Genomic DNA, 14,132 nt, shown 5'->3' on the forward strand with positions numbered 1-14,132 from the left:
CGCCATCCGGTCGCGCGTTGCTGTCGATGCCCGTAGCTTCCTTCGTCGCAACGGGCACGGCCACGGTCCCCGGGAGGCCCGTCCGGGCCCGGTCCCGGGGCGTGTCCGCGTGTCCGCTGTGCCGCTGTCAGGGACGCGCTCCGGGGCAGGCCCGGCCACGGGGCCAGAAATCCCCGGCCGCCAAGCCTTTGCGGGGCCCGCAGCGCACGAAAAACGTGACGGCTTTGACTGGATTTTTTCATGCGGACGCGCTAGGCTACTGCAAATTGGTATGTCTTTGTCCTTCAGACTCTAACCTTGAGAGTTTCCATGAACGACGCCATTGATCTGACCCGAAAGCGTGACCGCGACTTCACCGCCGCGGTGGAAGCGCAGAGCGGGCAAAACGTCTCCACCTGTTACCAGTGCGGCAACTGCTCGGCCGGCTGTCCCGCGGGCTTCGTCTACGACCTGCAGGCCAACCAGATCATGCGCGGTGTGCAGCTGGGCCTCAAAGAACAGGTGCTGAACTCCCGCTCCCTGTGGATGTGTCTGTCCTGTTCCACCTGCAGCCTCCGCTGCCCCAACAATATCGACGTGGCAGAGGTCATGGAGACCCTGCGCCACATGGCCCGCAAGGAAGGCTACGTGGCCGTGCCCAAGGTGGAAAAATTCTGGTTCTCCTTCCTCGACACCGTGCGCAAGTTCGGGCGGACGTACGAGATCGGCACCATGGTCCTGTACATGCTGCGTTCCATGCGCGTCTTCACGGACCTGGACCTGGCTCCCCAGGCCCTGGCCAAGCGCAAGCTGGGCTTCAAGCCCCATTCCATTCCCAACGGCGGCGCCGAGGCTGTGGGCCGCATCATGACCCGCTACAAGGAACGCGCCAAGCGTGAGGGGGTGCGCCCATGAGACTTGCCTACTATCCCGGCTGTTCGGCCAAGGGCTCCTCGGCCGATTACGAAATCTCCACCCAGGCCGTGTGCGATGCCCTGGGCATGCGTCTGGAAGAGCTGCCCGAATGGAACTGCTGCGGCTCCACGCCCGCCCATGCGGTGGATACCGAGCTTTCCGCGGCCCTGTGCGCGCGCAACCTGGACATCGCCGCCCGCGCCAACGCCGACATGGTGGTGACGCCCTGTCCGAGCTGCCTGTCCAACCTGCGCCATGCGGCCAAACGCATGGAGAAGCCGGAGTTCCGCGCCCGCGTCAACGATCTGCTGGACAGGCCCGCGGCCGAGAGCTTCCCGCCCGTGACCTCGGTCATGCAGAGCATCGCCCAGCTCTATGACGCCAAGGCCATCGCCGCCCATGTGCGCCGCAGCCTGCGCGGCCTCAAGCTGGTGGCCTATTACGGCTGTCTCATGAGCCGCCCGGCGGAACTGATGCAGTTCGGCGATCCCGAGAACCCCACCATGATGGAAGACCTGCTCTCCGCCTGCGGCGCGCAGATGCTGGACTTCCCGCTCAAGACCGAATGCTGCGGCGCCTCCTTCGGCATCCCGGAACGTCCCATGACCGCCAGGCTGTCGGGCCGCATCCTCGAAGTGGCCACCAACATGGGCGCCGACGCCATCGTGGTGGCCTGTCCCCTGTGCCAGATGAACCTGGACCTGCGCCAGAAACAGGCCATGAAGGGCGTCGACCGCACCTTCAATATGCCGGTGCTCTACTATACCCAGATCATGGGCCTTGCCTTCGGCATGCTGCCCAGCGAACTGGGCCTCGACAAACTGGTGGTCAGCGCCAGCGACCTGGTGGAGCGCATCCTGGACGCCCGGCGTGAAGACGCCCGGGCCCAGGCCCCCGAAGGAGATAAAGCATGAGAATAGGCGTTTTCATCTGTCACTGCGGCAGCAACATCGCCGGCACCGTTGATTGCGCCAAGGTCGCCGAGACGGCCCGCACCTATCCCGATGTGGTCTACGCCGTGGACCTGATGTACTCCTGTGCCGAGCCCGGCCAGGCCGCCATCGAGGCGGCCATCCACGAACACAAACTGGACGGCGTGGTGGTGGCCTCCTGCAGCCCGCGCATGCACGAGCCCACCTTCCGCCGCACCGTGGAACGCGCCGGCCTGAACCGCTACATGTTCGAAATGGCCAACATCCGCGAGCACGTCTCGTGGATCGGCAAGGACAAGACGGCCAATACCAACAAGGCCGCCGAACTGGTGGAGATGGCCGTCGCCAAGCTGCGCAACAACAAGCCGCTGTTCTCCAAGTCCTTCGACATCAACAAGCGCGTGCTCATCATCGGCGGCGGCGTGGCCGGCATCCAGGCCGCCCTGGACTGCGCCGAGGGCGGCGTGCCGGTGGTGCTGGTGGAACGCCAGCCCACCATCGGCGGCAAGATGGCCAAGCTGGACAAGACCTTCCCCACCGTGGACTGCTCGGCCTGCATCCTGGGCCCCAAGATGGTGGACGTGGCCCAGCATCCCAACATCACGCTCTACGCCATGTCGGAAGTGGAGGACATCTCCGGCTATGTGGGCAACTTCTCCGTCAAGATCCGCAAGCGCGCCACCTATGTGGACTGGAGCCTGTGCACCGGCTGCGGCGCCTGTACGGAAAAATGCCCCAGCAAGAAGACCCCCGACGCCTTCAATGAATTCACCGGCCCCACCACGGCCATCAACATCGCCTTCCCGCAGGCCATCCCCAAGAAGGCGGTCATCAATCCCCAGTACTGCCGCCAGATGACCAAGGGCAAGTGCGGCGTCTGCGCCAAGGTCTGCCCCACGGGCGCCATCAAGTACGACATGCAGGACGAGATCATCACCGAGGAAGTGGGCTGCATCGTGGCCGCCACCGGTTATGACCTCATGGACTGGACCATCTACGAGGAATACGGCGGCGGTCGCTATCCCGACGTCATCACCTCCCTGCAGTACGAACGCCTGCTCTCCGCCTCCGGCCCCACCGAAGGCCACATCAAGCGTCCTTCCGACGGCAAGGAGCCCCAGAGCGTGGTCTTCATCCAGTGCGTGGGCTCGCGCGACAAGTCCATCGGCCGCCCCTACTGCTCGGGCTTCTGCTGCATGTACACCGCCAAGCAGGCCGTGCTGACCAAGGACCACATCCCCACGTCCCAGTCCTACGTCTTCTACATGGACATCCGCGCCCCATCCAAGCTCTATGACGAGTTCACCCGCCGGGCCATGGAGGAATACGGCACGGAATACATCCGCGGCCGCGTGTCCAAGATCTATCCCGACGGCAACGGCCAGTACATCGTCAAGGGCGTGGACACCCTGCTGGGCCAGCCCGTGGAGATCCGCGCCGACCTGGTGGTCCTGGCCGTGGGCATCGAAGCCAGCAAGGGCTCCCCGCAGCTGGCCGAAAAGCTGCGCATCTCCTACGACAGCTACGGCTTCTTCATGGAGAGCCATCCCAAGCTGAAGCCCGTGGAGACCAATACCGCCGGCGTCTTCCTTGCCGGCGTCTGCCAGGGCACCAAGGACATCCCCTCGTCGGTGTCCCAGGGCTCGGCCGCCGCGGCCAAGGTGCTGGCGCTCTTTGCCCGCGACAAACTGGAAAATGACCCGCAGATCGCGCAGGTGGACATGAAGCGCTGCGTGGACTGCGGCAAGTGCATCCGCTGCTGCCCCTTCGGCGCCATCACCGAAGTGGAGTTCCGCGGCAAGATGTACGCCCAGGTTATCGAAACCGTATGTCAGGGTTGCGGTGTGTGTACCTCCACCTGTCCGCAGGGGGCCATCCAGCTTTCGCACGCTACTGACAATCAGATCCTTGCGGAGGTGAATGCCTTATGCCAGTGCTGAATGGCAAAGAACTGCGGATCGTAGGCTTTCTTTGCAACTGGTGTTCCTACGGCGGTGCCGACACCGCCGGGGTCGCCCGCGCCACCCAGCCCACCGACCTGCGTATCATCCGTGTCCCCTGTTCGGGCCGTATCGACCCGCTGTTCATCGTGCGCGCTCTGCTCAACGGTGCGGACGGCGTGCTGGTGTCGGGCTGCCACCCGCGTGACTGCCACTATTCCGCCGGCAACTACTATGCCCGCCGCCGTCTGGAAGTGCTCAAACAGTTCCTGCCCGTGCTGGGCATCGACGACCGCCGTTTCGAGTACACCTGGGTCTCGGCGTCCGAAGGCCAGCGCTGGCAGCATGTGGTGACCACCTTCACCGACCGCATCCACAAGCTGGGCCCCGCGCCCCGCTTCGACGATCCCGAGCCGCTGCTCAAGGTGGTGGACATGGCCCTCACGTCCCTGCGTCCGCTGGGCACGGGCCAGCATGCCAAACTGGACGAGCTCAAGGCCGCCATCAAGGCCAAGCTGCCCGAGCTGGACTGCGTCATCGGCTGGCAGCAGGGTTACGACGCCGTGCATACGGTGCCGCTGTTCATGCGCACGCCCGAAGACGTGGACAAGCTGGTCTGGGGCCCCTTCAACGTCAACAACCCCGCCACCTACCTGCCCGGCTTCAAGGGCAAGAAGGTGGGCATCGTGGTCAAGGGCTGCGACTCCCGTTCCGTGGTGGAACTGCTGCAGGAAAAGCTCATCGACCGCGACGACGTGACCATCTTCGCCATGCCCTGCGAGGGCACGCTGGACATGGCCCGCGTGGACAAGGAGCTGGGCCGCTACAACAGGATCGACAGCGTGGTCTATGACGATGCCGGCGTCACCGTCACCGCCGACGGCAAGGAACACCGCTTCTGCATGACCGAATGCGCCCAGGGCAAATGCTACGGCTGCACCATGCCCACGGCCCAGGTGGCCGATACCCTGGCCGGCGCCCCCACCACGGTGGACGGCACGCCCGGCACGCCGCCCGAGCTGGCCCTGCTGGATTCCATGACCCTGCCCGAGCGCATGGCCTTCTGGCGCGGCCAGATGGAACGCTGCCTGCGCTGCTACGCCTGCCGCAACGCCTGTCCCATGTGCGTCTGCCGCGACTACTGCGTGGCCGAGAGCCGCGATCCCCACTGGATGACCCAGGAAGACAGCCTGCGCGAAAAGCTGTACTTCCAGACCATCCACGCCCTGCATCTGGCCGGCCGCTGCACCGGTTGCGGCGAATGCCAGCGGGCCTGTCCCGTGGGCATCCCGATCCTGGCCCTGCGCCAGCAGATCGGCCGCGCCGTGAGCCAGCTCTTCGACGGCTACAAGGCCGGCATGGACCCCGAGGCCGTGCCGCCGCTCCTGGGCTACGAGCTGGAAGAAAAGAACATCCATGAGAGGGAGTGGAAATGAGCATAACCCGTTTCGTCACCGCTGACGGCCTGCCCGCCTTTCTGGCTCACCTCTCCAAGAGCGCCCGCGTGCTGGCTCCGGCGGAAAAGCCGGGCAACAAGACCGCGGTCGTGTTCGAGCCCTGGAAGGAAGGCAAGCCTTTCACCCTGGCCAAGGCCACCGTGCCCGCCAAGGGAGCCGTGCTGCCCCAGTGCGAAGTGCTGGTGCGTTACAGCAAGACCAAGGACCCGGAAGATCCGGGCAAATGCACCCTGACCCTGGACGATACGCCGCAGGCCGAACCCACCGTGGTCTTCGGCAGCCGTCCCTGTGACGCCCGCGGCTATGTGACCCTGGACCGGCCCTACCTGAACGGCCCCTTCGAGGACCCGTACTACAAGGCCCGCCGCGACCAGCTCACCGTCGTCACCCTGACCTGTCCCAGCGGCTGCAGCACCTGCTTCTGCCACTGGGTGGGCGGCGGCCCCACCTCGCCGGAAGGCTCCGACGTGCTGATGACCGAAGTGGAGGGCGGCTATGTGCTGCAGGCCATGACCGACAGGGGCACGGCCCTGCTGGAGGGCAGCGGCCTGCCCGACGGCGCCGACCGTTTCGCCGATGCCGAAGCCGCCCGCAAGGCCGCCTGGGCCAGCCTGGACAAGGCGCCCAATCTGGCCGAGGCCCCGGCCAGGGTGGCCGCGCGCTTCGAGGATGTGACCTTCTGGGAGCAGGAGACCGACCGCTGTCTGTCCTGCGGGGCGTGCACCTACTTCTGCCCCACCTGCTACTGCTTCAACATCACCGACGAAGGCGACGGCCTCAACGGCCGTGAGGGCCGCCGTCTGCGCACCTGGGACAACTGCATGTCGCCCCTGTTCACGCGCGAGGCCAGCGGTCACAACCCGCGCATGGCCAAGGCCCTGCGCATGCGCAACCGCGTGTCGCACAAGTTCTCCACCTATCCCGAGAACTGGGGGGCCTTCTCCTGCAACGGCTGCGGCCGCTGCGTGAGCAACTGCCCCGTGCATCTGGATATCCGCGCCATCGTGCTCGACGCCATCAACAAGTAGGAGTTCGTTCATGGCTACCAAGAAAACCACCACCAAGAGCAAAAGCACGAAGGCCGCCAAGCCCGCCGCGTCCCGGACCCGGGCCAAGGCGGCGGCCGCTCCCGCGGAAGCCGCGGACGTGGCCGTGCGCCCCGCGGACAGTCCCGTGCTCAAGGAAAGCCATGCGCCCGTGGTCAAGGAAAGCCCCGTGCCGGCCGAAGCCGTGAAGGCCGAGGCCCCGGCCGTGGCCGAACCTGCCCAGGCTCCCGCCGTGGCTGAAGAAAAGCCCGCCCGTGCCAGGAAGGCCAAGCCTGCCGAAGCCGCGCCCAAGGCCGAGGAAAAGCCCGTGGAAGCGGCTCCCAAGGCCGAAGAAAAGGCTGAAAAGCCCGCCGAAGCGGCCCCCGCGGAAGCGCCCAGGGCCGAAGCCAAAGCCGCCAAAAGCGTGGCGCTCAAGCCCCGTCCCGACGGCCGCATGCTGCGCGAGATCACGCCCCGTCCCCAGCAGGCGGGCAATCCCTACAAGCCCATGCTGGCCACGGTGGTGGAGACCATCCAGGAGACCGGCAACATCAGGACCCTGCGCGTGGTGCTGGACGATCCCGAACAGATGGCCGCCTTCACCTACGAGCCCGGCCAGGTGGGCCAGCTCTCGGTCTTCGGCGTGGGCGAGTCCACCTTCGTCATCAACACCCCGCCGTCCCAGAAGGACTACCTGCAGTTCTCCGTCATGCAGGCCGGCGAAGTGACCTCGGCCATCCATCGCCTGAACGTGGGCGACAAGGTGGGCGTGCGCGCGCCGCTGGGCAACTTCTTCCCCTACAAGGAATGGAAGGGCAAAAACCTCTTCTTCGTGGGCGGCGGCATCGGCATGGCCCCCATCCGCACCATCATGCTGCATGTGCTGGAGCACAAGGCCGATTACGGCAAGGTGAGCCTGCTCTACGGCGCTCGCTCGCCGCGCGACATGGCCTTCAGCTACGAGCTGGACGGCTGGATGGCCAACCCCGACCTGGATTGCACGCTCTGCATCGACAATCCCTTCGAAGGCTGGCCGCACAAGGTGGGCCTGATCCCCAACGTGCTCACCGAGCTCAACCCCAGCCCGGACAATTGCGTGGCCGTGCTCTGCGGCCCGCCCATCATGATCAAGTTCACCCTGATGGCGCTGGAAAAACTGGGCTTCCAGCCCGAGAACATCGTGACCACCCTGGAAAAGCGCATGAAGTGCGGCATCGGCATCTGCGGCCGCTGCAATATCGGCAGCCACTATGTCTGTGTGGACGGCCCGGTGTTCACCATGGCCCAGCTCAAGGAACTGCCGCCCGAACTGTAACGGGCGCCACGTCCGCTTTCTGAAGGAAGGGGTCTTCGGGCCCCTTCCTTTTTTTCTGCCCGGCGGCCGTTCCCCCTGCCGTGCGGACGGTGTATCGCCAGGATCTGGAGAAAGCCCTTCAGGACGCTCCCTGCCGTGCGCGGGAGGCCGCGGCCTGCCCCGGCCGCTCCCCATGCCGGTCCTCCGGCCGTGGCTCCCGTCCACCGTCTCCGGCCCCGCCCCCACGCACGGCGTGCGCAGGGGGGCAGGCACACGCTGGTACGGGGGACATACTTATTTGTGCCACACATGGCGTGCGCAGGGGGGACATGGTCGCCGGGACGTGCCCCGGCACACCTTTTTCAGCCCAGGGGCTCCCCGCCCGGCCACCTGGGAGCTGTCCCGGCGCCGCCGCCCGCAGTCGGGGCGGGACTTTCATGCACGTTCCAGGAAATGCCGTGATTCCGGCATACAAGACATAGTTCATCACTATTGTTTGCGTCAAAAATCCCTATTTTCAGTCGCTTTTTCAGAAAAAAACGTGTCAAACATGATGAAATAATTTATTTTTTTCTAACTGGTAAATTTTCCTGAAAAATATCCCTGCCAAAGCGTGAATTTGCTTCCCGCTGCGCTCCCGCCCCCTTTACAGCCCCCCCGCCAATGCGTATATCCCGCTGCGAACGAAACACACCTCCCATTCGATACAAGGAGAAAACGATATGAAAACCAGCGCCCGCAATACGTTCTGGGGCACCATCAGCGCCGTCCGTCCCGGCGCCGTCAATGACGAGATCGAACTGACCACGCCTTCCGGCACCAAACTGGTGGCCTCCATCACCAAGGCCAGCACCGAACGCCTGGGCCTGGCCGAAGGCAAGGAAGCCTGCGCCCTGGTCAAGGCCAGCATGGTCATCCTGATGAACGATGCCGACCAGTACATCCTCTCCACCCGCAACCAGTTCTGCGGTACCGTCAAGAGCGTGACCCCCGGCGCCGTCAACGGCGAAGTGGTGCTCGATCTGGGCGCCGATGGCGAGATGACCTCCATCATCACCATGGGCAGCATCAAGAACCTGGGTCTGGCCGCCGGCAGCAAGGTGACCGCCGTGGTCAAGGCCACCAGCGTGATCATGGCCGTCAAGAAGTAAGGCCGCGTCACACACCGCCTCATCCAGGGCCGCTCCGCAAGGGGCGGCCCTTTGTCGTCCCCGGGCCGGGAGGAGATCCGTGCCGCTTCCCGGCTCCCCGGAAAACGGGCTCCTGCCCGGCTGCGTCCGCTGCGGGGCGGGGGACGGCTCGCGGATGATGCGGCCCCGCCACGGGGCTCCCGTCCGGGCCGGCCGTCTGGGGGGTGCGCCGTCCTGGTCCCGCTTGCCATGCAGCCCGGTCGCGCTGCCGATGCTGCTGGCGTGGCGCCGCGCCCTGCGCCGCCTGTCGTGCAGGCCACCGGGACCGGGACGGTACGCACGGCACACGCATCCCGCAAGGCGCAAAAAAAGGCTGCCCGAAGGCAGCCTTGCGGTGGCGGATGGAAAGGGGCAAGCGCGGATGGGCGCTAGCGGATGGCGCAGTTGCCGTCCCGGCAGTCGTCGGAGGGCACCACGGGCGTGGCCTGGAACAGGACGATCCTGGTCTCCTTGCCGCTCTTGTTCAGCACCATGGTATAGCGCATCAGGCCCTGGGGCAGGGGAGGCGTGGCCGAGCCCTTGAGTTCGCCGTTGGCGGTGACCAGGGTCACGTCACCCATGACGGTGCTGCGCATGTTGCTGAGGCGGATGCGGTCGATGACCAGGTTCCGGGCCTTGATGCTGGCCAGGAAGTGTTCCTTGTCCTGGATGTGCCCGTTGGCGCTGACGTGCCAGTAATTGGGGGCCAGGAGCTTGTCCAGGGCCTCCACGTCGCCGGTCATGAGGGCTTCGGCATACAGTTCGGTGACATCGGCTTTGGCCATGGCGGTGGCGGCGCAGGCCAGGCTCAGGATCAGCAGCAGAAGGAACGGACGCAGCAGCTTCATGGGGCACTCTCCTTGCGGGCTGTGGACGGGACGTCCTGTCTCGTCAAAAATTACGGGGCAAGCCGGCGCCTGTCAAGCCGCCTTTCCCTGCGGAAAGGCGGGCAGGTTTGCAAATCACGGCCGCCTGGCATATACTGGAACACCCCGGTCATCCCCAGACTTTTAGCAAGGATACAGCATGCTCACCAACATTCTGCAAAGCATCGGCAGGACCCCTTTGCTGCGCCTGGACGCCCTCAGCGCGGATCTGCCCGGTACGGTCTGGCTCAAGCTCGAAAACCGCAACCCCGGAGGCTCCATCAAGGATCGGGTGGCCTTCCATGTCATCGACAAGACCATGGAGTGGGGCGATATCGATGCCGGCGGGACCATCGTGGAGGCCACCAGCGGCAACCTGGGCATCGGCATCGCCCTGGTGGCCGCCGTGCGCGGGCTGCGCTGCGTGCTGACCATGCCCGACTCCATGAGCGTGGAGCGCCGCAACCTGCTGCATGCCCTGGGCGCGGAACTGGTCCTGACCCCGGCCGCCGAAGGCATGAGCGGCGCCATCAGGGCCGCGGAGCAGCTGGCCGCGGACCGCAACGGCCTGCTCTTCGGACAGTTTTCCAATCCCCTGGCCGTGGAGGCCCATTACCTCACCACCGGTCCCGAGATCCTGGCCGACAGCGTGGGCCGCATGGACGTGCTGGTGGCCGGCGTGGGCTCCGGCTCGTCCCTCACGGGCACGGGGCGCTTCCTCAAGGAGCATATCCCCGGTTTCAGGGTCGTGGCCGTGGAACCGGCGGAATCCCCCGTGCTTTCCGGCGGTCAGGCCGGACAGCACGGCATCCAGGGCATCGGGGCCAACTTCGTGCCCGCCATCCTGGACCGCGCGCTGCTGGACGAGATCATCCGGATCCCCTCGGACGAGGCCATGGCCATGGCCCGCCGCCTGCTGCGCGCCCAAGGCGTGTGCGCGGGCATCTCCACCGGGGCCAACGTGCTGGCCGCCCTCAGCGTGGCCGCCCGTCCCGAGATGCAGGGCAGGCATATCGTGACCTTCGCCTGCGATACCGGCGAACGCTACATGTCCACGCCCCTGTTCCGGCAGGACTAGGCGCGGATCAGGCCGTCCACGCCCGCTGCGGGCGGGGCGCCGCATGCGGACAACGGGCATCCTCGCGGGAGGGTGCCCTTTTTTTCGGGCGCAGCGGGGCGGTTGCCCATGCGTGACGGAGCGCGCTGGAGGCCGTGTCCCCATCCGCATCTGCTGTGCCCGGCGGGCGCGCTTTTGCCCGGCCCGGCGGGGATGCCGGGAATGCGGCTGCGCCTTGTCCTGCCCTCTTGCAATATTTTTGTCCCGGGACTAGATTTTTCCTTCCGGCTGGGGGAGCCTGCGGGCTGAGAAAGGGTGCAAGGACCCTGACCCCTAGGGCCGCCGTGCGGTCCTGTACCTGATGCAGATAGTGCTGTCGAAGGGAAGCTGGCAATGCGCGCTCTTGTTGCGCCAACTGCCCGTTTCGCCCTCTTGCTAGGTGGACGGGTTTTTTTGTGGAGGCGATATGCAACTCACCATCAATGGCGAAGCCTGCGCCTGTGCCGGGGGCCTGAGCGTGGCCGCCCTGCTGCGCGAGCGGGAACTGGATGCCGCCGCCGTGGTCGTGGAGCTCAACGGCCGGATCCTGCCCGCCGCGGACTTTGCGGCCACCGCCCTGCATGAGGGCGACGTGCTGGAGATCGTGCAGTTCGTGGGCGGCGGCTAGCCGTCGCGCCGCGTCCCTTTTTTCCTGTCTGCGCCCGTGCGCACCGCGCGGCCCGGTCGGCCGCAGGAGACCCCTCATGAGCGATTTTCAGAACAACGATCCCCTCGTCATCGGCGGCGTGGAACTGCAGAGCCGCCTGTTCATCGGCACCGGCAAATACAGCAGTGACGAACTCATCCCCGACGTTTGCGCCAGCAGCGGCGCCCAGGTCATCACCGTGGCCATGCGCCGTGTGGAAAAAGGCCAGAAGGGCATCGTGGGCCACATCCCCGGCCACATGCGCCTGCTGCCCAATACCTCCGGCGCCCGCACCGCCGAAGAAGCCGTGCGCCTGGCCCGCCTGGCCCGCGCCGCCGGTTGCGGCGACTGGGTCAAGATCGAAGTCATCTCCGATACCCGCCATCTGCTGCCCGACGGCTACGAGACCGCCAGGGCCACGGAGATGCTGGTCAGGGAAGGCTTCACCGTGCTGCCCTACATCAATCCCGACCTCTATGTGGCCCGGGCCTGCGCGGAGGCCGGCGCGGCCGCCGTCATGCCCCTGGGCGCGCCCATCGGCACCAACCGCGGCCTGCGCACCCGCGAGATGATCGGCATCCTCATCGAGGAGCTGGATCTGCCCATCGTGGTGGACGCCGGTATCGGCCTGCCCTCCCAGGCCTGCGAGGCCATGGAGATGGGCGCCGCCGCCTGTCTGGTGAATACCGGCATCGCCTCGTCCAGCGACCCCGTGCGCATGGGCCGCGCCTTCCGTCAGGCCGTGGAGGCCGGTCGCGCCGCCTGGCTGGCCGGTCCCGGGGCCGTGCGCGCCGACGGTGAAGGCGCCAGCGCCTCCTCGCCGCTGACGGGCTTTTTGCGCTAGAGCGGAGGAGCGAGATGGAGAATTTTCAGCAATATCTGGAAAAATGGCCCCGTGAACGCCGCAGCCGGCTGGCCGCCGGCGCCACCGAAGATCAGGTGCGTGCCGTGCTGCGCAAGGACTACCTGCAGCCGGCCGACTTCCTGACCCTGCTCTCGCCCGCGGCCGGGGGCCTGCTGGAAGACATGGCCCGGCGCGCCCACGAGCTGACCCTGCGCTACTTCGGCCGGGCCGTGAACCTGTTCACGCCGCTCTATGTCTCGGACTACTGCACCAACCAGTGCCGCTACTGCGGCTTCAACGCCAACAACAAGCAGCCGCGCCGCCACCTGAGCCCCGATGAAGCCTACGCCGAGGCCAAGGCCATCGCGGACATGGGCCTGCAGCACATCCTGCTGCTCACCGGCGACGCCCGCAAGCTCTCCTCGCCGGAATATATCGCGGAGATCGCCCGCCGCATCAAACCCCTGTTCGCCAGCGTGGGCATCGAAGTCTATTCCATGACCGAGGACGAATACCGTTTCATGGTGGAAAGCGGCGTGGACAGCATGACCATGTTCCAGGAGACCTACAATCCCGAGCTCTACGACTGGCTGCACCCGGTGGGCCCCAAGAAGGACTACGCCTTCCGCCTCAACGCCCCCGAACGTGCCGCCCGCGCGGGCATGCGCTCCCTGGGCCTGGGCGCGCTGCTGGGCCTTGAGGAGTTCGAACAGGACGCCTTCGCCACAGGCCTGCACGCCTGGTGGCTGCTGCGCCACTATCCCGGCGTGGACGTGAGCCTGTCCATACCGCGCATCTGCTCCCACGAGGGCAGCTTCGACATCCCGCACGCCCTGGATGACCGCCGCTTCGTGCAGTATGTGACGGCCCTGCGCTGCTTCCTGCCGCGCTCCTCCATCACCTGTTCCAGCCGCGAGAGCGCCTTCATGCGCGATCACCTGATCCCCCTTGGCGTGACCCGCGTCTCGGCCGGGGTGTCCACCGCCGTGGGCGGCCGCGCCACCCACGCCGACAACAGCGGCCAGTTCGACATCACCGACCACCGCAGCGTGGCGCAGATGATCGCCGACCTGACCAGGAACGGCTATCAGGCCGTCATCAAGGACTGGGAAGACCCCACCCTCTGCCACGCCTAGGCAGAGGAGGGAAGGGCGCTTTCGGGGGGAAGGTCCCCCTTTGCCGGCGCCCAAGGGGGGCCTTCCCTCCGGCCCCCATCCTCCCCCAAACGCGCTTTACCGGGAGGAGCGTCTTTCCCGCCGGGAAGACGCTCCTCCTTTCCGTCATGAGGGCCGGGCAAGATCATTTCGTGACGCGTCCGGGCATGCCGCCTCGTGATGTGCGCACACGTCCGTCCTGCATCTTCAACCTTTTTGTGGAGCCTGCCATGAGCGAGAACATATTGCGTCAGGGCCTGACGCGCTATCTTTCCCCTGCCCGTCTGGAGGCCCTGCGCGCCGCGCGGGTGGGCGTGGCCGGCGCGGGCGGTCTGGGCTCCAATGCCGTGCTGATGCTGGCCCGCAGCGGCGTGGAGCATTTCCTGCTCATCGACGACGACGTGGTGGACGCCTCCAACCTCAACCGGCAGCAGTTCTGGCCCCGGCATCTGGGCCGTCCCAAGGTGGAGGTCCTGGCCGAGCTGGTGCGGGAACTGAACCCCGACGCCCGGGTGGAGACCTGCCGCCTGCGCATCGACGCCGGCAACGTGGACGGGCTGGTGGCCCGCTGTCCCCTGTGGCTGGAAGCCCTGGACGGGGCCGCGGACAAGCGCCTGCTGGTGGAAACGGCCATGCTCTCGGGCCGGCGCATCGCCAGTGCCTCGGGCATGGGCGGCTTCGGCGGCAAGCCCATGCAGAAGCGCGTGCTGGGCAATCTGGTGCTGGTGGGCGACTTCGAGACCGACGTGCTGGAATATCCGCCCTTGGCCCCGCGCGTGACCGAGGCCGCGGCCCTGCTGGCCGACGCCCTGCTG

Annotated in this window: 13 protein-coding genes and 1 riboswitch; of the genes, 12 read left to right on the top strand and 1 reads right to left on the bottom strand. The window is 66.4% G+C overall.

All coding sequences use genetic code 11. The features are described from left to right. The first annotated feature begins 309 nt into the window (after nt 1-309). The 7 genes from Q1X76_RS08745 (at nt 310) to Q1X76_RS08775 (ending at nt 8,693) form a co-directional block, all read left to right on the top strand. Nucleotides 310-894 carry a 4Fe-4S dicluster domain-containing protein gene (locus Q1X76_RS08745; protein WP_300719284.1) on the top strand — a complete coding sequence of 195 codons (585 nt, stop codon included), beginning with the start codon at nt 310-312 and terminating at the stop codon, nt 892-894. Then, nucleotides 891-1,808, top strand: a complete 918-nt coding sequence (locus Q1X76_RS08750; RefSeq protein WP_300719285.1) for a CoB--CoM heterodisulfide reductase iron-sulfur subunit B family protein — start codon at nt 891-893, stop codon at nt 1,806-1,808. Before Q1X76_RS08745 ends, Q1X76_RS08750 begins: the two co-directional genes overlap by 4 nt. Beyond that, a complete protein-coding gene (locus tag Q1X76_RS08755; protein ID WP_300719286.1) occupies nt 1,805-3,766 on the top strand; it encodes a CoB--CoM heterodisulfide reductase iron-sulfur subunit A family protein in 1,962 nt (653 codons plus the stop codon). Before Q1X76_RS08750 ends, Q1X76_RS08755 begins: the two co-directional genes overlap by 4 nt. Beyond that, nucleotides 3,754-5,202 (top strand): hydrogenase iron-sulfur subunit, encoded by a 1,449-nt coding sequence (locus Q1X76_RS08760; RefSeq protein WP_300719287.1) that lies wholly within the window; start codon nt 3,754-3,756, stop codon nt 5,200-5,202. The genes Q1X76_RS08755 and Q1X76_RS08760 overlap by 13 nt, the downstream gene beginning before the upstream one ends. Further along, complete coding sequence (locus Q1X76_RS08765; protein ID WP_300719288.1) at nt 5,199-6,251, top strand: 4Fe-4S dicluster domain-containing protein; 1,053 nt, start codon at nt 5,199-5,201, stop codon at nt 6,249-6,251. The genes Q1X76_RS08760 and Q1X76_RS08765 overlap by 4 nt, the downstream gene beginning before the upstream one ends. Nucleotides 6,252-6,702: 451 nt before the next feature. After that, nucleotides 6,703-7,563 (top strand): FAD/NAD(P)-binding protein, encoded by an 861-nt coding sequence (locus tag Q1X76_RS08770; protein ID WP_300719298.1) that lies wholly within the window; start codon nt 6,703-6,705, stop codon nt 7,561-7,563. A gap of 701 nt (nt 7,564-8,264) precedes the next feature. Beyond that, on the top strand, nt 8,265-8,693 hold the full coding sequence (locus Q1X76_RS08775) for a TOBE domain-containing protein (RefSeq protein WP_300719289.1): 429 nt from the start codon (nt 8,265-8,267) through the stop codon (nt 8,691-8,693). Between the two features lie 407 nt (nt 8,694-9,100). Here Q1X76_RS08775 and Q1X76_RS08780 read toward each other — a convergent pair whose 3' ends face one another. Then, nucleotides 9,101-9,559 (bottom strand): nuclear transport factor 2 family protein, encoded by a 459-nt coding sequence (locus Q1X76_RS08780; protein WP_300719290.1) that lies wholly within the window; start codon nt 9,557-9,559, stop codon nt 9,101-9,103. A 178-nt stretch (nt 9,560-9,737) separates the two neighbouring features. Between Q1X76_RS08780 and cysK the strand changes: the two genes are divergently transcribed. The 5 genes from cysK to thiF form a co-directional block, all read left to right on the top strand. Next, nucleotides 9,738-10,655 (top strand): cysteine synthase A, encoded by a 918-nt coding sequence (cysK, locus tag Q1X76_RS08785; RefSeq protein ID WP_300719291.1) that lies wholly within the window; start codon nt 9,738-9,740, stop codon nt 10,653-10,655. A 259-nt stretch (nt 10,656-10,914) separates the two neighbouring features. After that, nucleotides 10,915-11,036: riboswitch (TPP riboswitch) on the top strand. Between the two features lie 64 nt (nt 11,037-11,100). Beyond that, nucleotides 11,101-11,301, top strand: a complete 201-nt coding sequence (gene thiS / locus Q1X76_RS08790; RefSeq protein WP_300719292.1) for a sulfur carrier protein ThiS — start codon at nt 11,101-11,103, stop codon at nt 11,299-11,301. Nucleotides 11,302-11,377: 76 nt separating this feature from the next. Beyond that, nucleotides 11,378-12,163, top strand: coding sequence for a thiazole synthase (locus Q1X76_RS08795; RefSeq protein ID WP_300719293.1), 786 nt, complete (start codon nt 11,378-11,380; stop codon nt 12,161-12,163). Between the two features lie 14 nt (nt 12,164-12,177). Continuing rightward, the gene (gene thiH / locus Q1X76_RS08800; RefSeq protein WP_300719295.1) at nt 12,178-13,299 is read left to right on the top strand and encodes a 2-iminoacetate synthase ThiH; all 1,122 of its coding nucleotides are present in this window, start codon (nt 12,178-12,180) and stop codon (nt 13,297-13,299) included. Between the two features lie 248 nt (nt 13,300-13,547). Then, nucleotides 13,548-14,132 (top strand): sulfur carrier protein ThiS adenylyltransferase ThiF (gene thiF, locus Q1X76_RS08805; RefSeq protein ID WP_300719296.1); only part of this gene is annotated, 585 nt, incomplete at its 3' end.

Origin of the sequence: uncultured Desulfovibrio sp. (assembly GCF_949282365.1) — a bacterium.
Taxonomy (GTDB): Bacteria; Desulfobacterota; Desulfovibrionia; order Desulfovibrionales; family Desulfovibrionaceae; genus Desulfovibrio.